This is a genomic window from Solilutibacter silvestris, assembly GCF_002895945.1.
In the GTDB taxonomy this organism is placed as follows: Bacteria; Pseudomonadota; Gammaproteobacteria; order Xanthomonadales; family Xanthomonadaceae; genus Solilutibacter; species Solilutibacter silvestris.
Genome location: NZ_NPZB01000002.1, coordinates 967,633 through 987,005 on the forward strand (window position 1 = coordinate 967,633; position 19,373 = coordinate 987,005).

Genomic DNA, 19,373 nt, shown 5'->3' on the forward strand with positions numbered 1-19,373 from the left:
TCACTCTCCTACCCGCACGGTGCGCATCATTCCCGCTTCCATGTGGTACAGCAGGTGACAGTGATAGGCCCAGCCGCCAAGCGCGTCGGCACGCACGCGATAGCTGCGACGCGTTCCCGGTGGCATGTCGATGGTGTGCTTGCGCACCATGAAGTTCCCATGTTCGTCTTCGAGATCGCTCCACATGCCGTGCAGGTGGATCGGATGCGTCATCATGGTGTCGTTGACCAGCACGATACGCACGCGCTCGCCGTAGGTGAGCTTCAGTGGCGCGGCATCGGAGAACTTCTGGCCGTTGAACGACCATGCGAATTTTTCCATGTGGCCGGTCAGATGCAGCTCGACTTCGCGACCGGGATTGCGACCGTCGGGGTCGTCGAAAGCACTGCGCAACATCGAATAACTCAGCACCTTGCGGCCGTTGTCGCGCAGGCCGATGCCGGGATCATCGAGTTTCGGCGACGGTGTCATCGCCAGCATGTCCACCAGTGGATTGCCGTGTTCGCTGACCGGGTGCGATTGCATGTCGCCCGAACCGTGGCCCATGTCCATGCCGGGCATCGCGGACATGTCGTTGCCGGAATGTTCCATGCCCTGCATCGATCCCATGTCGTGACCCATCGCCATGTCGGACATGGTCAACAACGGTCGCGGATCGATGGCAGGAATCGGCGCGCGCAATCCTTCGCGCACCGCGAGCGTGCCGCTGATGTATCCGGTACGCCCGAGATCCTGCGCGAACAAGGTATACGCGTCCTGCCCCGACGGTTCAACGATCACGTCATAGGTTTCCGCCGGCGCGATGCGGAATTCATCGACCGTCACTGCATGCACGTACTGGCCATCGGCTGCGACCACGGTCATCTTCAGCCCCGGAATGCGCAGGTCGAAATGCGTCATCGATGATCCGTTGATCACGCGCAGCCGCACTTTTTCACCCGGCTTGAACAGTCCCGTCCAGTTGCCGAGCGACGTGGTGCCGTTCATCAGATAGGTATAGGTATTGGCATTGACGTCAGAGAGATCGCTCGGCGACATGCGCATGCCGCCCCACATCCTGCGATCCGCCAGCGTCGCCGACAGCCCGTTCCTCCGTGCATCACGGATGAAATTGCCGGCCGTGCGCTGATAGCGGTTGTCGTACATCGACATCTTCTTCAAGCGCGCGAACAAATGTTGCGGATCGAGATCGGTCCAATCGCTGAGCAACACCACGTAATCGCGATCGTAATGGAAGGGTTCGGGTTCGATCGGATCGATGATCAGCGGGCCATACAGTCCGCGCTGTTCCTGGAATCCGGAATGGCTGTGGTACCAGTACGTGCCCGCTTGCCGCACATGGAAGCGATAAAGATAACTTTCCCCGGGTGCGATGCCGTCGAAACTCATTCCCGGAACGCCATCCATGTTCGCCGGCAGCAGGATGCCGTGCCAATGGATCGATGCTTCATTGCCGTGCATGCCACCGCGCTGCAAGGTATTGCGCACGCGCAGATTCACGGTGCTGCCTTCCTTCCAGCGCAACAGCGGCGCCGGTAGTGAACCATTGACGGTCACTGCGTTGCGGACATGTCCGGTGAAATCGACCGGCGTTTCGCCAATGGACAGATCGAACTCGGTGCCAGACAGGACTTCGGGCTGTCCGGCCGAACGCAGTGCCCAACCCGGCCTCGGCCATAGCCCGAGCCCCAGCAGCGCTCCGCCAGCGGCGATGCCCTGGACGAAGCGGCGTCGTGCCGGCACCGCCATTTCATCCTGCAACTCATTGATTTCAAAAGCCATTACCACTCCAGACTGCGACTATCCGGGCGCATGTCGTCTGCCCGGCCATCTTCCAAGTCTCGACTCTAAAGTCTGGAGCGACTCCAAGGTCAAGGGCGGACGTCCGCACTGTCCGCAACCATGACTTCAGTTGGGTTGACGGGGTATTGACGAGGGCTGATTTGGTGTTATAGTTCAATACAACACCAGTCAAACAGGACGCCACCATGAACATCGGAGCAACCGCCCGCAGGCATGGCACCACGGCTCTGTTGAGCCTCGCCATCGCCGGGTTCGGCACCGCCACCGCGCTGGCCGGTTCGCCGGTCGCACAAGCCGTCGCGCCGGTCGCCGCGGTCAAGGCGCACCCGACCTCGGGCAAGGCCAGCCGAATCGTTCGCATCCGCCAGGCCCAGGCGGTCCCGTTCTTCGCCTTCCCGCCAAGGATCTGACATGTCACCCGTGCAATGGGCCGACGGCAGCCCGATTTACCGTCAACTCAAGGAAAAGGTCATCGCCATGATGCTCGATGGAGTCCTCAAGCCGGGCGATGCCCTGCCCTCCGTGCGCCAAGTCGCCGCGGAATACCAGCTCAACCCGATCACCGTGTCGCGGGCCTATCAGGAACTCGCCGACGAAGGCATGGTCGAGAAGCGTCGCGGCCTCGGCATGTACGTGACCGACAGCGCCCGCAACCATCTGCGCAACAACGAACGCGAGCGCTTCCTCAAGGAAGAATGGCCGCTCATCATCGAGCGCATCCAGCGCCTCGGTTTCGAACCCGCCGAACTGCTCGATCCAACCAAGAAGTGGAGCGCACCATGACCGCCGTCATCACCGCACGTGGCCTGCGCAAGGCTTACAAGAACTCACTGGCGCTCGACAACGTCAGTTTCGAGATCCCGGCCGGCCGCATCGTCGGGTTGATTGGCCCCAACGGCGCCGGCAAGACCACCGCGCTCAAGGCCATCCTCGGACTCATTCCGTATGAAGGATCACTGGACGTCCTCGGCCGCGATCCGCAGACCCAGCGCGATGCCTTGATGAACGATGTCTGCTTCATCGCCGACGTCGCCGTGCTACCGCGCTGGCTGAAGGTGAAGAACGCCGCGGAATTCGTCGAAGGCGTGCATCCGCGCTTCGACCGCAGCCGCTTCGAACGCTTCATCGCCCCCACCCAGTTGAAGCCGGAGATGCGCGTCGGCCAGATGTCCAAGGGCATGATCGTGCAGCTGCACCTTGCCTTGGTGATGGCGATCGATGCACGCCTGCTGGTGCTGGACGAGCCGACGCTCGGCCTCGACATCCTCTATCGCCGCGAGTTCTACCAGCGCCTGCTGGAGGACTATTTCGACGAAGGCAAGACGATCATCGTCACCACCCACCAGGTCGAGGAGATCGAACACATCCTCACCGACGTGATGTTCATCCAGAACGGCAAGCTGGTGCTCAACGCGCCAATGGAAGAGATCGGCCAGCGCTTCACCGAAGTGCTGGTGAATCCCGACCGCCTCGACGCCGCCCGCGCACTCAAACCGATCAGCGAACGCGCGATGCCGTTCGGCAAGTCCATCCTGCTATTCGATGGCGTGCCACAAGTACAGCTCGCCGCGCTTGGCGAAACCCGCAACCCGGGCATCGCCGACCTGTTCGTCGCCACCATGAAGGGGACCTACGCATGAACGCCGTCGCCGACAACGCGAACGCAATCGCACGCACCACGCCACATCCCACGCACCGCATGAAGACATTGCTGAAGCGCGAATTCTGGGAACACAAGGGCAGCTTCCTGTGGGCACCGATCATCACCAGCGTCATCTTCCTGGTGTTCACCATCATCGGCAGCAGCGCCGGCCAGTTCGCCTTCCACAAGTTCCAGTCGGAATCGTCATCGTGGGTCGTCCATATCGGCAACCAGGACGTGCCTGCCAACAGCGACAGCGTGCGCCAGGCATTGGCCAACGCATCGCCAACAGATCTCGCGCAGATGCACGATGCGGTCAACGGCGTGTTGATGGTGGCCGGTGTGTGGCCGCTGATGGTGCTCGGCTTCGTGGTCTTCTTCTACTTCCTGAGTGCCTTGTTCGATGAGCGCAAGGATCGCAGCGTGCTGTTCTGGAAGTCGATGCCGGTGTCCGACAGTGAAACCGTGCTGTCGAAGGTACTGTCCGGCCTGGTCGTCGCGCCGCTGATCGCGATCGCGGTATCGCTGGTGACGATGCTGGCCTTCGCCCTGATCATCAGCGTGTTCATGCTCGGCAACGGCCTGCCGCTGGCGTTGCTGTGGTCCAACCTCGATCCGCTGATGATCATCGGACAGATGCTGCTGCTGGTGCCGCTGTATGCACTGTGGGCGCTGCCGACTGCGGGCTGGTTGCTGCTGTGCTCGGCCTGGTCGCGCCGGGTGCCCTTCCTGTGGGCTGTGGGCCTGCCGCTGCTGACCGGTGCGCTGGTGTCGTGGGCGGTGATGTTGAACGGCATGTACCGCGATACGCCTGTGCTGAGCATGATGTGGAAGCACGACATCGTCCGCTTGCTGACCGGCACCTTCCCCGGCGCGCATCTGATCGGGTTGTCGGAAGCGGCGATTCATCGCCATGGTCCCGAAAACCTGCACGATGGGCTGCGCTACATCAATGGACTGGACACCTGGACCACTCCCGCCCTGTGGATCGGCGCAGTCATCGGCATCGTCATGATCTTCGGCGCCATCCGCCTGCGCCGCTGGCGCACCGAAGCCTGAGCCCGCAAGATCACCTGATTCGGAGAACACCATGAGTCGCATTTTCAAACTGGTTTCACTGACGCTTGCCACTGCTTTGATCGGGTGCTCGCCGTCACCGCAATCTTCGGCAACGCCCGCCGCGCCCGCCGATGCGCCGCAAACGGCCCTAGGCCAGGCCGCGAAGCGCGGCATCGATGAAGCACGCAGCAAGCTGGAAACCGAGAACATCAAGCTCGGCCAGGGCAACGGCATCCGCATCAATGGCAGCAAGACCGCGGCCAACCAGCCGCCGGCGGAAATCACTCCGAAGGGCGATTTCATCGTTGACGGCAAGAACATCGCGGTGGATGCCAACCAGCGCGCATTGCTGCTGGATTACCGCAAGCACGTGATCGAGATCGCCGGCATTGGCATGACGATCGGCGCCAAGGGTGCGGATATCGCCGGCACGGCGGTCAACGAAGCGCTGGCCAGCATCTTCACCGGCAAGACCGACCAGATCGAAAAGCGCGTGAATGCACAGGCGGAAACGCTGAAGGCGGATGCACAACAGATCTGCACCGCGCTACCGGCGATGCGCATGACCCAGGACAAGCTCGCGGCGGTGCTGCCGGCGTTCAAGCCCTATGCCACGATGACGCAGGACGATATCGATAATTGCAACAAGGACAAGGGGGATCGTGTCGTCACCCGTGGTGCATCCTCCGGCCCCAACGCGGATTCGGATTCCGACTCGGATTCCGGTTCCGCTGCGGCGGCGGCCGCGGCCGCAATGCCTGTTCCACCCGTGCCGCCGGTTCCGCCCGTTCCCCCGGTCCCCCCGGTGGCGCCGAAGCACGATTTTGCCAACATGGCCTGCGCGTTCCAGCGTCCGATCAATCTCGCGCTCGATACCCGTGGCATCCGCACGGTACGTTTCGATCTGCAGAGTGATGACCTGACGGCGGATGCCGTCGCCGGCGGTGCCACTGTCGGTGGTCGCGCCTGTGCCTCATCGCAGTCGTCACTGGATTCCATGAAGGTGGAACAGCAGCGCAACGGCGACACCCTGGTGGTGCGCGCCTGGCATACCGACGGCTTCACCGGCCGCTCCAACATCAGCATCGGCCCGATCCGCATGAGCCGCTACAGCATGATGCAACTGCAGGCCAAGGTGCCCGACAACGTGACGGTCGAAGTGACTGCCAAGTCCGGCGACGTGATCGTGCGCAATGCGATGCGCACCAGCCTCGATCTCGGCTCCGGTGATGGCCAGTTGCTGGGCGTGCGCGGCGATGCCTTCGCCAAGTTGGGATCGGGTGACCTGATCATCGATGGCGCCCGCAACCTGCACGTCCTCGGCATCGGTTCCGGCGACTTGACGGTGCAGAACGTCTCCGGCCCGGTTCGCATCGACACCATGGGTTCCGGTGATGCGAAAATCCACACCAGCGGGTCGGTCGATGTCGGCACCGTCGGCTCGGGTGACATCACGCTTGGCGGCATCCGCGGCAACGTCCATGTCGGCACCGTCGGTTCCGGCGACGTCAACGTCGATGGCGTGCAGGGCGACCTGCGCGTGGATTCGATGGGATCTGGTGACGTCAATCAGAAGAACGTCAGCGGCAAGGTCACGGTGCCGAAGAAACACGACGATTGAGAACCTGTCCACGATCCTGCTGCGCTCGCCCTGCGGTCCGCGTGCGGTGCTCGCAATGCTCACGTATCAGCACATACGCTGCGCTTGCTCCGCTCCGCCACGAACCGCAGGCCTTCGCTCGCGACGGATCGTGAACAGGTTCTAGACGCCTCAACCGGACGAACCAGCACCACCATGGATGCCGCCCTTGGTGAGCGTGGCTGGATCGAGCAAGCGCTTCAGCGTCTTCGCATCCAGCCCGCTGTCCTCGATCGCCACATCCAAGACCGGACGTTTTTCCTTGTAGGCGCGCTTGGCGATTGCCGCGGACTTCTCGTAACCGATCACCGGGTTCAGTGCGGTGACCAGGATCGGATTGCGTGACAGCGCGGCATCGATGTGATCGTCGCGCACCTTGAGTCCGGCGATGGCGCGATCCCCCAGCAGCGGCAACACACGCGATAGCAGGCGGATCGATTCCAGCAGGTCGGACGCGATCAGCGGCAACATCACATTGAGCTGGAAATTGCCGCTGGCGCCAGCGATGGTGATCGCGACGTGGTGGCCCATCACCTGCGCGCAAACCATGCACGTCGATTCCGGGATCACCGGATTGACCTTGCCCGGCATGATCGACGAGCCCGGTTGCAGCGCCGGCAGTTCGATTTCACCCAGCCCCGCCAACGGCCCGGAATTCATCCAGCGCAGATCATTGGCGATCTTGGTCACCGCGACCGCCAATGCGTTGAGTTGTCCGGACAGTTCGACCAGATCGTCCTGCGCGGCCAGGCCTTCGAACTTGTTCGATGCCGATTCGAAGCGCACCCCGGTGCCGGCGCTGAGCGCCTGCGCCACGCGCCGGCCGAATTGCGGATGCGCGTTGATGCCGGTGCCGATCGCGGTGCCGCCCAACGGCAGGCGCCTCACGCGTTTCAATGCATCCTCGATGCGCGCGGATGCCGATTCCAATTGCGCCGACCATGTCGCGAATTCCTGGCCCATCGTCAGCGGCATCGCGTCCATCAAGTGCGTGCGCCCGGTCTTGACGCGCTTGGCCAGCGACTTGCCTTTGCGATCGATGACGCGACGCAGCTGCTTGATCGCCGGCAACAATTCGCGTTGCACCGCGAGCACGGCGGCGACGCGGATCGCGCTCGGCACAGTGTCGTTGGAACTCTGGCCGAGATTGACGTGGTCGTTGGGATGGATTTTGCGGCGGGCGTTGCTGGCGAGATGCGCGATCACCTCGTTGGCGTTCATGTTCGACGACGTGCCCGATCCGGTCTGGTAGATATCGATGGGAAATTGCGCGTCGAATTTGCCCGCAGCGACTTCGGCGGCGGCGCGTGCGATCGCCTGCGCGCGACCGCTGTCGAGCAATCCCAGCCAGCCGTTCACTTCGGCGGCGGCAGCCTTGATCAGGGCCAGCGCATGGATGAATTCCGGCGGCATCGGCCGGCCCGAGACCGGGAAATTGTCGATGGCGCGTTGCGTCTGCGCGCCCCACAAGGCGTCAGCCGGCACGCGCAATTCGCCCATGCTGTCGTGTTCGATGCGGAAGGACTGGCTCATGGCGCGCTCCGGCGGGATCGGAAAGCGACGAGGATACGCCCGAGGCGCTAAAATACGCAGATGACCCATTCCACACTCACCGCCCTGTCTCCGCTCGATGGCCGCTACGCTGCCAAGGTCGACGCGCTGCGACCGATCTTCTCCGAATACGGCCTGATCAAGGCGCGGGTCAAAGTGGAAGTGGAATGGCTGCTGGCATTGGCCGATGAAGCGAAGATCGTCGAGCTCAAGCCATTTTCCGCCGAGGCGCAAGCCCGCCTGCGCAAGTTCGCCGATGGCCTGTCGGTGGCCGATGCCGCGCGGGTGAAGCAGATCGAGGCCACCACCAACCATGACGTCAAGGCGGTGGAATACCTGATCAAGGAACACCTGAAGGACGATGCCGAACTGGCGCCGGCACTGGAGTTCGTGCACTTCGCCTGCACGTCCGAGGACATCAACAATCTGTCGTACGCGCTGATGCTGCGCGAAGCACGCGCCACGGTACTGCTGCCCAAACTCGACGAAACCCTCGCCAAGCTGCGGGCGATGGCGCACGACCACGCCGCGCTGTCGCTGTTGGCGCGCACCCATGGACAGACCGCATCGCCTACCACCGTCGGCAAGGAAATCGCCAATGTCGTTGCGCGACTGGAACGCCAGCGCACGGTGCTAGCTGCGGTGCCGATGCCGGGCAAGATCAATGGCGCGGTCGGCAACTACAACGCACATGTGGTCAGCTATCCGGATATCGACTGGCCGGCGTTCTCGCAACGCTTCGTCACCTCGCTGGGCCTCGACTGGCAGCCCTATACCACCCAGATCGAACCGCACGACGGCATTGCCGAGCTGAGTGATGCGATGAAGCGCATCGACACCATCCTGATCGACCTCTCGCGCGACATCTGGGGCTATATCTCCCAAGGCTATTTCAAGCAGAAGCTCAAGGCCGGTGAAGTCGGCAGTTCGACCATGCCGCACAAGGTCAACCCGATCGACTTCGAGAACGCCGAAGGCAATTTCGGCATCGCCAATGCCCTGTTCGAACATTTCGCGGCTAAGTTGCCGATCAGTCGCTGGCAGCGCGACCTCACCGATTCCACCGTGCTGCGTGCGCTCGGCACAGCCTTCGGCCACGCCCTGATCGGCTTCGATGCCCTGTTGCGCGGCCTCGGCAAACTGGAAACGAATCCGCAGCGCCTCGCCGCCGATCTCGATGCCAACTGGGAAGTGCTGGCGGAAGCCGTGCAGACGGTGATGCGTCGCCATGGCCTGCCGGAACCCTACGAACAATTGAAGGCGTTGACGCGCGGCCAGGGCATCACCCGCGAATCGCTGCGGGCGTTCATCGAACAACTCGACCTGCCCGCGGATGCCAGGCAGCGTTTGCTGGCGCTGACGCCGGCGAATTACACCGGCGTCGCCGAACAACTCGCGAAAGCGATCTGATCGGCATTGTCATCCCTGGCCACGCTCGGGATGACTCAATGAAGAAAGGGCCGCGTGATGCGGCCCTTTTTGTCGGAATCAGGCTTTGACCTGCCCCGACGTGATCAACCCTTCTGCCAGCATCGCCTTCTGCACCGCCGGGCGTTCCGCCACGCGCTTCTGGAACGCTTCCAATGCAGTGAACGCCGACAGATCGACATGCACGGCCTTGGCCCAACGGGTGACCGTGAACAGATAGGCATCGGCGACGGTGAAATGGTCGCCCATCAGCCACGGCTGCTTGGCCAGGATCGCTTCGAGCAAGGCGTAACGCTTCTGCAGATAGGCCTTGCGTTCCACGACCGTCGCATCCGGCGTGGCCGGATTGAACAACGGGCTGTAACTCTTGTGGAGCTCGGTGGAAATGTAGTTGAGCATCGACTGCAACTGGTAGCGCGCCCAGGTGCCATTGGCCGGCGCGAGGCCACTCTCCGGCTTGAGGTCGGCGAGGTACTGGTCGATCGCCGGACCTTCACTCAGCACGTCGCCACTGTCGAGTTCGATGGCCGGCACGGAGCCCTTGGGATTGATGGCGAAGTAATCGCGACCATCGGCGGTCTTCTTTTCCTTGAGATCAACCTTTTCGAGCGCCAGATCGATGCCGGCTTCGCTGGCGACGATGTGGGGAGCGAGCGAGCAGGCGCCGGGGGAGTAATAGAGCTTCATGCGTTCTTCCTGTCTTGGGGGGAGAATCGGCGGGCGAAATCCCTGCCGTTGCCGTTATCCTAAACCTGCATGGTTACTGTTTGATACCAGATATCCAAGAGTTACCGTAGAATGTGGTATCCCCGAAGTAACCAGTGACTCTCCGCCATGGGCCTGCCCCTCCGCCGCAGCAAGGTCGAACCGCCGCCGTCCTGCCCGCTCACCGCCTGCATGTCGCTGCTGCACGGCGCGTGGTGTCCCAACGTGATCTGGTACCTGAGCGGCGGGCCGCGCCGCTTCGGCGAATTGCGCGTGGACATCCCGCGCGTCTCGGCCCGCGTGCTCACCGCCCGCCTGCGTGAACTTGAATCGAAAGGCGTGATCGCGCGCGCGGTGCTGGACACCTCACCGCCATCGGTGGAATACAGCCTGACCGAACTTGGCGAGGAACTGGTGCCGGCACTTCGTTCAATCGTTCGCGTCGGCACGCGGCTGAAGGAACAACGCGGCCACGTGCACAACACGCCTGCACGTCGCAAAATGGCTGCATGAGCCATCCCTCACCCACGAGGAGGACGACGATGGGGACGACATTCAAGATCGGCGATCACGTCCGCTGGAATTCCGAGGCTGGCTGGGTCAGTGGCACCATCATCAGGATCCACACCGGCGATTTCGATTACAAGGGCCACACCCATCGCGCCACGCCTGACGATCCGCAATACGAGATCAGGAGCGATCGCACGGATCATGTCGCCGCCCACCGCGGCAATGTCCTGCACCTGCTATCCGACTGATCGATGCCCGACTTCTTCACCATCGGCCATTCCAATCGCAGCCTCGACGAATTCATCGCCCTGCTGGTGGAATCGAAGATCGAGCGCGTCGTCGACGTCCGCGCCTTCCCGCGCTCGCGCACGAATCCGCAGTTCAACATCGACACCCTGCCTGCCGCGTTGGCGGAGCACGGCATCGGTTACGAGCACCTGGCTGCACTTGGCGGCAGGCGCGGCAGCGTGCATGACAAGGTTCCGATCCAGATCAATGGCCACTGGACCCACCAGAGCTTCCACAACTATGCCGATTACGCCCTGTCGGAAACATTCCGTCACGGCCTCGATCACCTGATCGCCGCAGGAGGACGCCAGCGCTGCGCGATCATGTGCTCGGAAGCGGTGTGGTGGCGCTGTCATCGTCGGATCATTTCCGACTATCTGCTGGCCCACGGCGAAACCGTGCTGCATATCCTCGCGCCGCACAAGGTCGAAGCCGCCAAATTCAACGAAGGCGCCGAAGTCCACGCCGATGGCACCATCACCTACCCTGGCGCGCCGGTGCTGTTCGATTGATCGATCCGCAACAACCATTGCGGCACAATGGTCGCTCCGTTTTCGCGGTCTCGCCCATGCCCATCGGTTCCATGATCCTTTCAGCCGTGCTCGGCGCCGCTGCCGCCAGCGAAGTCCCGCAATGCCCGATCAATGCCGATCCGATGCAAGGCTGGAGCGACCGCGCGCCGCCGAGGAAAATCTTCGGCAATACCTATTACGTCGGCACCTGTGGCATCAGCTCGATCCTGATCGTCGGCAAGCAAGGCGCCATCCTGATCGACGGCGCGACCGACAAGGCTCCGGCGGCGATCGAGGCGAATATCCACGCGCTCGGCTTCAAGTTGAGCGACGTGAAACTGATCCTCGGCACGCATGACCACAGCGACCATGCCGGTGGCCTGGCGCAGTTGCAGCGCGATACCGGGGCGCCTGTGCTCGCACGCGCGCCCGCCGCGACAACTTTGCGCCGCGGTGCCAGCGATCGCGGCGATCCGCAGTTCGGGCAATTGGAAAAATTCCCGCCGGTCGCGAAGGTTCGTGTCATTTCCGATGGGCAGGCCGTGACCCTCGGCGACTTGAAGCTCACGGCGCACGCCACGCCCGGACATACCCCGGGCAGCACCAGCTGGACCTGGCGATCCTGCGAAAACGGCAAGTGCGTGGACATCGCCTACGCCGACAGCCTGACTGCGATTTCGGACAAGCAATATCGCTACAGCGATCATCCGGAGTACGTCGCGGCATTCCGCCACACGATCGACACGGTCGCGTCATTCCCTTGCGACCTGCTGCTGACCCCACACCCTGCCGCGAGCGACATGCTTGCCAGATTCAACGGCACCGCTCCGCTGATCGATGCCAGCGCCTGCAAGACCTATTCACTGCACGCGCGGGAAGCACTGGAACACCGCCTCGCCGATGAAGCCAACGGAAAAGCGCCATGATCGAAATCGATGCCGCTGCCGGCCCCGCGCCACTTGGCATGACGCCGCAACGTTTCCTGCGCGATTACTGGCAGAAACAACCGCTGCTGATCCGCAACGCGTTCCCGCGCTTCGAATCGCCGATCCAGCCGGAAGATCTCGCCGGATTGGCCTGCGAGGAAGGCGCGCTCGCCCGCATTGTCAGCCATGACCGCAAGACCGATCGCTGGACGGTGGAAACCGGCCCGTTCCCGGAAGAGAAATTCCCGGCGATGCCGCACCACGACTGGACGGTGCTGGTGCAGGACGTCGACAAATGGGACGCCGACGTGCGCGCGTTGCTCGATGCGTTTCCGTTCCTGCCGCGCTGGCGCATGGACGACATCATGGTCTCGTTCGCCGCGCCGGGCGGATCGGTGGGCGCGCATATCGACAACTACGACGTGTTCCTGCTGCAGGGTGTCGGCCATCGTCGCTGGCAGATCGAAACCCATCCCGATCCCGATGCCGCCTATCGCGATGACGTGCCGCTGCGGCTGCTGCGCGACTTCACGCCCAACCACGAATGGCTGCTGGGACCGGGCGACATGCTCTACCTGCCGCCGGGCGTCGCCCATCACGGCATCGCCGAGGATGCCTGCCTGACGATTTCGATCGGATTGCGCGCACCGTCCACCGCTGAGCTGTTGATCCACCAGGCCGATACCCTCGCCTTCGATGCCGACGAACGCATTCGTTACATCGATCCCGATCTCGCGGTACCCGCTGATCCCAACGAAATTGACGATGCCGCGCTCGATCGCGCCCTCGCCGCCCTTGCGCGCATCCATCTCGAAGGTCGCGACCAGATCGGCGAGTGGTTCGGTCGCTTCGTGTCCGCCTATCGCGTCGCCGAAGGCCAGGCGCCGACGGGCGACGATGCCTCCGGGCTCGATATCGTCGACAGCATCGGCAATGGCGCTGACTGGATGCGTCACCCGCATACGCGCATGGCGTGGCGACGGCTGAGCGACGGTAGCGCCCTGTTGTTCGCGAACGGTGCGGCGTGGCCGGCGACGGTCGATGATGCAAAAGTGTTGGCCGCCGCGCAGTGGCTCGATGGCGACACGCTCGCGGCACTGAGTCCGGCCGGCCGCGAATTGCTGCAGACCTTGGCCGATGGAGGTTATCTGCTTCCCGTGGAGGAATGATGGAAAACACCACGCCATCCGCTCACCGCATCGATGGCCTCGATGCCGTCATCACCGCGATCATCGACGTGCTGCGGTCCAGCGTGCGTCGCACCTGCCTGTTCGCCCCACAGCTGGAATCGCGACTGTGGAACCAGCCAGCCATCATCAACGGCCTGCGCACGTTCGCGATTTCCGGCCGCGAGCGCGAACTTCGCATCCTCGTCGCCGAAGCCGCCGATCTGCAGCGCGATTGCGGCGCTTTGGTCGCCCTGCACCAGCGCCTGCCCAGCGCATTGCAACTGCGCCAGCCACTGGAAGGCGATGGATGGCCAGCCCAGCATCCCTTCCTGCTCGGCGATGACGGTTCGATCCTCCGTCTCGATGGCGCCGGTCGCCTCGGCGGCGATTTCACCCCGGCAGGGTTCGGGCAAGGACGCGTCGTCCAGTCGCGCTTCGATGCCGCATGGGAGCGGGCGCGACCAATGCCTGAACTGCGCGCGCTCGGAATTTGATGCGGTGCGGGGCCGGCTGCGCCTATAATCGCAAGCTCGACTGTTCCAGCGCATTCAGCCGGTCTGTTGCGTCGGAAAATCAGTCGCTTGCACCAAACCCGACCCCGGCGACATCGCGAGTATTCCACCCTCATGGCGGACAGCCTTCTCAAGCAGTTTGCGCAGACCTCCCAGCTCGGCAGCAATGCCGCCTACGTCGACGAGCTCTACGAGCAGTATCTTGCTGCCCCGGAAAGCGTCGATGGCAAGTGGAAGGCCTATTTCGACAGTCTGAAAGGCCGCGAAGCCGGCGACGTCCCGCACTCGGTGATTGCCGATGCCGTGGCGGCAGCAGGTCGCGCCGCGATCCGCACTCCAGCCAGTGCTGGTGGCGGTAGCGCCGGTGACGAGCGCGAGCGCCACATCGGTCGGCTGATCACCGCCTATCGATCGCGTGGCCATCTCGGCGCCGACATCGATCCGCTGGGCATGCTCCAGCATCCGGACGCGCCCGACCTGACGCTGGCCTTCCATCACCTCTCCGACACCGATCTCAAGACCGAGTTCGGCACCGGCACCGTCGGTGACAGCAAGCGCCGGACGCTGGGCGATCTTTACGCCCTGCTCAAGGCCACCTATACCGGCCCGATCGGCGCCGAGTTCATGCACATCAGCGACGTCGAGCAGCGCCGCTGGATGCAGGAGCGCCTGGAAGGCGCCGGCGGCAACTTCGGCTTCGACAAGGCGACCAAGCTGCGCATCCTCGAACGCCTGACCGCGGCCGAAGGACTGGAACGCTATCTCGGTACCAAATACGTCGGCCAGAAGCGTTTCTCGCTGGAAGGCGGCGATTCGCTGGTCCCGATGCTGGACGAACTGATCCGTCGTTCGGGCAGCCAGGGCGCCAAGGAAATGGTGATCGGCATGGCCCATCGCGGTCGCCTCAACGTGCTGGTCAACATCCTCGGCAAGCCGCCGCGTGCACTCTTCAACGAGTTCGAGGGCAAGTTCGAACACGCCGCCGACGATCACGCCCACACCGGCGACGTGAAGTACCACATGGGCTTCAGCGCCGACATCGGTACACCGGGCGGGCCAGTGCACGTCGCGCTGGCGTTCAACCCGTCACACCTGGAAATCGTCAATCCAGTGGTGGACGGCTCGGTGCGTTCGCGCCAGCTCCGCTACGACGACAAGGCGCGCAAGAAAGTGTTGCCGGTGTTGCTGCACGGTGATGCCGCGTTCGCCGGCCAGGGCGTCGGCATGGAACTGCTGCAGATGTCGCAGGCGCGTGGCTTCAAGGTCGGCGGCACCATCCATATCGTCATCAACAACCAGGTCGGCTTCACCACCAGCTACCACGAGGACGCCCGTTCCACGCTGTACTGCACCGATGTCTCCAAGATGGTGGAAGTGCCGGTGCTGCACGTGAACGGCGATCATCCGGAAGCGGTGCTGTTCTGCATGAACCTGGCCCATGATTTCCGCCAGCAATTCGGCAAGGACGTGGTGATCGATCTGGTCTGCTATCGCCGCCAGGGCCACAACGAGGCCGACGAGCCGGCGGCGACGCAGCCACTGATGTACCAGAAGATCCGTTCGATGAAGACCACCCGCGAGTTGTATGCGGATGCGTTGGTCGCCGAAGGCGTGGTCACCGCCGAGCAGGTCAAGGCGATGGTCGATGCCTACCGCGACAAGCTCGATGCCGGCGAAGTGACGGCGGACGTGGTCGCGGCCAAGCCCGATCCGTTGCTGCCGGACTGGAACAAGCTGTTGCAGGGCAAGTTGTCGGATCCGGTCGATACCCGCGTCAATCGCGGCAAGCTCGATGCGCTGGCGAAGCAGATCAACACCATTCCCGAAGGTGTCGTGCTGCATCCGCGCGTCGCCAAGATCTACGACGACCGCCGCAAGATGGCCGCCGGCGAACAGCCGGGCGACTGGGGTTTCGCCGAGAACCTCGCCTACGCCACCCTGCTCGATGAAGGCAATCGCCTGCGACTGGTGGGCCAGGACTCGGGACGCGGCACGTTCTTCCATCGCCACGCCATCCTCCACGACCAGAAGACCGACAATTTCTACATCCCGCTGCGCCAGCTGGTGAAGAATCCGGAAGACGCGACGATCATCGATTCGCTGCTGTCGGAAGAAGCGGTGATGGCCTTCGAATACGGCTACTCGACCACCGATCCCGGTACGCTCGATATCTGGGAAGCGCAGTTCGGCGATTTCGCCAACGGCGCGCAGGTGGTGATCGACCAGTTCATCGCCGCCGGCGAAGCCAAGTGGGGCCGCCTGTGCGGACTCGCGCTGTTCCTGCCGCATGGTTACGAAGGGCAAGGCCCGGAACACAGTTCGGCGCGACTGGAACGCTTCCTGCAACTGTGCGCGCTCGACAACATGATGGTCTGCGTGCCGACCACGCCGGCGCAGGCCTTCCACATGATTCGTCGCCAGTTGTGCATGGATACCCGCAAGCCGCTGATCGTGATGACGCCCAAATCGCTGCTGCGCCACAAGCTCGCGGTGTCGTCGCTGGAAGAACTGGCCGACGGCGAATTCCAGCAACTGATTTCCGATCGCAAGGCCGACCCGACCAAGGTCAAGCGCGTGGTGCTGTGTTCCGGCAAGGTCTATTACGACCTGCTCGAAGACGCCGAGAAGCGCGGCCAGAGCGACGTCGCACTGGTGCGCATCGAACAGTTGTATCCGTTCCCGCGCGCATTGCTGAAGGCCGAACTGGCACGTTATCCGCTGGCGAAAGACGTGGTCTGGTGCCAGGAAGAACCGCAGAACCAGGGCGCTTGGTTCCAGATCCAGCACCATCTGCGCGCCTGCCTGATGAACGACCAGTCGATCTCCTACGCCGGCCGCGCGCGTTCGCCGTCGCCGGCCGCTGGCCACTTCAACGATCACGTCGCCGAACAGGCGCAGTTGATCGCCGATGCATTGGTCAATCCGCCGAAGCTCGAACACGGCAACGACTGATCCTCTCCCCTTTCACTGCATTCTCATTCTTCATCGGACATCCGACATGGCCACCGAAATCAAAGTCCCGGTTCTTCCCGAATCCGTCTCCGACGCCACCATCGCCACCTGGCACAAGAAGGTGGGCGACAGCGTGCGTCGCGACGAGAACCTGGTCGATCTGGAAACCGACAAGGTGGTGCTGGAAGTGCCGTCGCCGGTCGATGGCGTGGTCAAGGAAATCAAGTTCGCCGAAGGCGCGACCGTCACCAGCCAGCAGGTGATCGCCGTCGTCGAGGAAGGTGCCGTTGCACCTGCCCCGGCTCCGGCCGCTGCGGCGCCCGCAGCACCCGCGCCTGCAGCTGCTGCGCCCGCTGCTGCCGTACCGGTTGCAGCGCCGGCCGCCGGCAATACCGCGCAACTGCCGCCGGGGGCGCGCTTTGCCGCCGAGAGCAAGGGCATCGATCCCGCACAGGTCGCCGGTACCGGCCGCCACGGTGCGGTGACCAAGGAAGACCTGGTCAATTACGCCAGTGGCAAGACGCCGGGCATCAGCGGTGGCGCCCGCCCGGAAGAACGCGTGCCAATGACGCGCATGCGCGCGCGCATTGCCGAACGCCTGATGCAGTCGAAGAATTCCATCGCGATGCTGACGTCCTTCAACGAGGTCAACCTCGGCAAGGTCATGGCGATGCGCAAGGAACTCGGCGAACAGTTCGAGAAGGACAACGGCATCAAGCTCGGCTTCATGAGCTTCTTCGCCAAGGCCGCTGCCAACGCCTTGCAGAAGTATCCGGTGGTCAATGCCTCGGTTGATGGCAACGACGTGATCTATCACGGCTACGCCGACATCTCGGTGGCGGTCAGCACCGACAAGGGCCTGGTCACGCCGGTGCTGCGCAATGTCGAACGCATGGGCTTCGCCGAAATCGAGAAGGCGATCGCCGGCTACGCCAAGGCGGCGCGCGAAGGCGGCCTCAAGCTGGAAGACTTGCAGGGCGGCACTTTCACCATCACCAATGGCGGCACCTTCGGTTCGCTGTTCTCCACCCCCATCGTCAATCCGCCGCAGTCGGCCATCCTCGGCATGCACGCGATCAAGGAACGCGCCATTGTCGAGAACGGCCAGGTGATCGCCGCGCCGATGATGTACCTCGCTATCAGCTACGACCATCGCATCATCGACGGCAAGGACGCAGTGCTGTTCCTGGTCGACATCAAGAACCAGCTCGAGAATCCGAGCCGCATGCTGTTGGGGATCTGAGATGAGCGAACAACAACAATTCGATGTCGTCGTGATCGGTGGCGGACCGGCCGGCTACCACGCCGCGATCCGCGCCGCGCAACTCGGCCTGAAGACCGCCTGCGTCGATGCCGCGCTCGGCAAGGACGGCCAGCCCGCGCTCGGCGGCACCTGCCTGCGCGTCGGTTGCATCCCGTCGAAGGCGCTGCTCGATTCCAGCCGCCAGTTCTGGAACATGTCGCATATCTTCGGCGAGCACGGCATCAGCTTCGCCGACCAGAAGATCGACGTCGCCACCATGATCGGCCGCAAGGACAAGATCGTGAAGCAGTTCACCGGCGGCATCGCGGCACTGTTCAAGGCCAACAAGATCACGCCGTTCTACGGCTTCGGCCAGTTGCAGCCGGGCAATATCGTCACGGTGAAGCAGCATGACGGCAGCACCGTTGAGCTGAAGGGTACCAACGTGGTCCTCGCTGCCGGTTCCGATTCGATCGAATTGCCGTTCGCGAAGTTTGATGGAAAAAACATCGTCGACAACGTCGGCGCACTCGATTTCACCGCGGTTCCGAAGACGCTCGGCGTGATCGGCGCTGGCGTGATCGGCCTCGAACTCGGCAGCGTGTGGAATCGTCTTGGCGCCAAGGTCACCGTGTTCGAAGCCCTGCCCGACTTCCTCGCCGCCGCCGACAAGGAAGTGGCCAAGGTCGCCGCCCGCGAATTCAAGAAGCAGGGCCTCGACATCCGCCTCGGCACCAAGGTCTCGAAGACCGAAGTGAAAGCCGATGGCGTGCACGTCACCTTCAACGATGGCAAGTCCGATCAGGAAATGGTGGTCGAGAAACTGCTGGTCTGCGTCGGCCGCCGCGCCGCGACCAAAGGGCTGCTGGCCGATGGCACCGGCGTCAAGCTGGATGCGCGCGGCATGATCGAAGTCGACGACCACTGCCACACCGGCGTTGATGGCGTGTGGGCGATCGGCGACTGCGTGCGCGGGCCGATGCTGGCGCACAAGGGCTTCGAGGAAGGCATCGAAGTCGCCGAGCTGATCGCCGGCCTGCCCGGCCACGTCAACTACGACACCATTCCGAATGTGATCTACACCGAGCCTGAAATCGCCTGGGTCGGCAAGACCGAGGAACAGCTCAAGGCCGAGGGCATCGCCTACAAGGCCGGCAGCTTCCCGTTCGCGGCGGTCGGTCGTGCGGTGGCGATGGCGGAACCGATCGGCTTCGTGAAAGTGTTGGCCGATGCCGAGACCGATCGCATCCTTGGCATGCACCTGATCGGGCCGAACGTGTCGGAACTGGTGCACGAAGGCGTGATCTCGATGGAATTCAACGGCAGCGCCGATGATCTCGCGCGCATCTGCCACGCCCATCCGTCACTGTCGGAAGCTGTGCACGACGCCGCGATGGCGGTCGACAAGCGCGCCATCCACAAGGCCAACTGACG

The 19,373-nt window shown here is 63.2% G+C and carries 18 protein-coding genes; 15 read left to right on the top strand and 3 right to left on the bottom strand.

Annotated features, from left to right (window positions below):
• Complete coding sequence (locus Lysil_RS12045; protein ID WP_240600546.1) at positions 1-1,782, bottom strand: copper resistance system multicopper oxidase; 1,782 nt, start codon at positions 1,780-1,782, stop codon at positions 1-3.
• A 206-nt stretch (positions 1,783-1,988) separates the two neighbouring features.
• Here Lysil_RS12045 and Lysil_RS12050 point away from each other — a divergent pair, with 206 nt between their 5' ends.
• The 5 genes from Lysil_RS12050 to Lysil_RS12070 are packed head-to-tail and all read left to right on the top strand — an operon-like array spanning position 1,989 to position 6,125.
• Entirely contained in the window at positions 1,989-2,213 is a 225-nt protein-coding gene (locus tag Lysil_RS12050; RefSeq protein ID WP_103075788.1) for a hypothetical protein, read from the top strand.
• A 1-nt stretch (position 2,214) separates the two neighbouring features.
• On the top strand, positions 2,215-2,586 hold the full coding sequence (locus tag Lysil_RS12055) for a GntR family transcriptional regulator (protein ID WP_103075789.1): 372 nt from the start codon (positions 2,215-2,217) through the stop codon (positions 2,584-2,586).
• On the top strand, positions 2,583-3,443 hold the full coding sequence (locus Lysil_RS12060) for an ABC transporter ATP-binding protein (RefSeq protein ID WP_103075790.1): 861 nt from the start codon (positions 2,583-2,585) through the stop codon (positions 3,441-3,443). The genes Lysil_RS12055 and Lysil_RS12060 overlap by 4 nt, the downstream gene beginning before the upstream one ends.
• Positions 3,440-4,504, top strand: a complete 1,065-nt coding sequence (locus Lysil_RS12065; protein ID WP_103075791.1) for an ABC transporter permease — start codon at positions 3,440-3,442, stop codon at positions 4,502-4,504. Before Lysil_RS12060 ends, Lysil_RS12065 begins: the two co-directional genes overlap by 4 nt.
• A 31-nt stretch (positions 4,505-4,535) precedes the next feature.
• Positions 4,536-6,125 (top strand): DUF4097 family beta strand repeat-containing protein, encoded by a 1,590-nt coding sequence (locus Lysil_RS12070; RefSeq protein WP_103075792.1) that lies wholly within the window; start codon positions 4,536-4,538, stop codon positions 6,123-6,125.
• 150 nt (positions 6,126-6,275) lie between these two features.
• Here the strand turns inward: Lysil_RS12070 and Lysil_RS12075 are convergent, their stop codons facing one another.
• A complete protein-coding gene (locus Lysil_RS12075; RefSeq protein ID WP_103075793.1) occupies positions 6,276-7,676 on the bottom strand; it encodes a class II fumarate hydratase in 1,401 nt (466 codons plus the stop codon).
• A gap of 60 nt (positions 7,677-7,736) precedes the next feature.
• Here Lysil_RS12075 and purB point away from each other — a divergent pair, with 60 nt between their 5' ends.
• Positions 7,737-9,104 (top strand): adenylosuccinate lyase, encoded by a 1,368-nt coding sequence (purB, locus tag Lysil_RS12080; protein ID WP_103075794.1) that lies wholly within the window; start codon positions 7,737-7,739, stop codon positions 9,102-9,104.
• A gap of 78 nt (positions 9,105-9,182) precedes the next feature.
• On the opposite strand, the gene gstA is transcribed toward purB, so the two are convergent.
• Positions 9,183-9,809 (bottom strand): glutathione transferase GstA, encoded by a 627-nt coding sequence (gene gstA, locus Lysil_RS12085; protein ID WP_103075795.1) that lies wholly within the window; start codon positions 9,807-9,809, stop codon positions 9,183-9,185.
• Between the two features lie 147 nt (positions 9,810-9,956).
• Here gstA and Lysil_RS12090 point away from each other — a divergent pair, with 147 nt between their 5' ends.
• From Lysil_RS12090 to lpdA, 9 genes are all read left to right on the top strand, one after another.
• Entirely contained in the window at positions 9,957-10,340 is a 384-nt protein-coding gene (locus Lysil_RS12090) for a winged helix-turn-helix transcriptional regulator (protein ID WP_103075796.1), read from the top strand.
• A gap of 29 nt (positions 10,341-10,369) precedes the next feature.
• On the top strand, positions 10,370-10,585 hold the full coding sequence (locus tag Lysil_RS12095) for a hypervirulence associated TUDOR domain-containing protein (RefSeq protein ID WP_103075797.1): 216 nt from the start codon (positions 10,370-10,372) through the stop codon (positions 10,583-10,585).
• Between the two features lie 3 nt (positions 10,586-10,588).
• Positions 10,589-11,137, top strand: coding sequence for a DUF488 domain-containing protein (locus Lysil_RS12100; RefSeq protein ID WP_103075798.1), 549 nt, complete (start codon positions 10,589-10,591; stop codon positions 11,135-11,137).
• A 71-nt stretch (positions 11,138-11,208) separates the two neighbouring features.
• Positions 11,209-12,063 carry a subclass B3 metallo-beta-lactamase gene (gene bla, locus Lysil_RS12105; RefSeq protein WP_205756937.1) on the top strand — a complete coding sequence of 285 codons (855 nt, stop codon included), beginning with the start codon at positions 11,209-11,211 and terminating at the stop codon, positions 12,061-12,063.
• Positions 12,060-13,232, top strand: a complete 1,173-nt coding sequence (locus tag Lysil_RS12110) for a cupin domain-containing protein (RefSeq protein ID WP_103075799.1) — start codon at positions 12,060-12,062, stop codon at positions 13,230-13,232. The genes bla and Lysil_RS12110 overlap by 4 nt, the downstream gene beginning before the upstream one ends.
• Entirely contained in the window at positions 13,232-13,726 is a 495-nt protein-coding gene (locus Lysil_RS12115; protein WP_103075800.1) for a DUF7931 domain-containing protein, read from the top strand. The genes Lysil_RS12110 and Lysil_RS12115 overlap by 1 nt, the downstream gene beginning before the upstream one ends.
• 132 nt (positions 13,727-13,858) lie before the next feature.
• A complete protein-coding gene (locus Lysil_RS12120) occupies positions 13,859-16,696 on the top strand; it encodes a 2-oxoglutarate dehydrogenase E1 component (protein WP_103075801.1) in 2,838 nt (945 codons plus the stop codon).
• Between the two features lie 46 nt (positions 16,697-16,742).
• Positions 16,743-17,939, top strand: a complete 1,197-nt coding sequence (sucB, locus tag Lysil_RS12125) for a dihydrolipoyllysine-residue succinyltransferase (RefSeq protein WP_103075802.1) — start codon at positions 16,743-16,745, stop codon at positions 17,937-17,939.
• Position 17,940: 1 nt separating this feature from the next.
• The gene (gene lpdA / locus Lysil_RS12130) at positions 17,941-19,371 is read left to right on the top strand and encodes a dihydrolipoyl dehydrogenase (RefSeq protein WP_103075803.1); all 1,431 of its coding nucleotides are present in this window, start codon (positions 17,941-17,943) and stop codon (positions 19,369-19,371) included.
• The last annotated feature ends 2 nt before the right edge of the window (positions 19,372-19,373 follow it).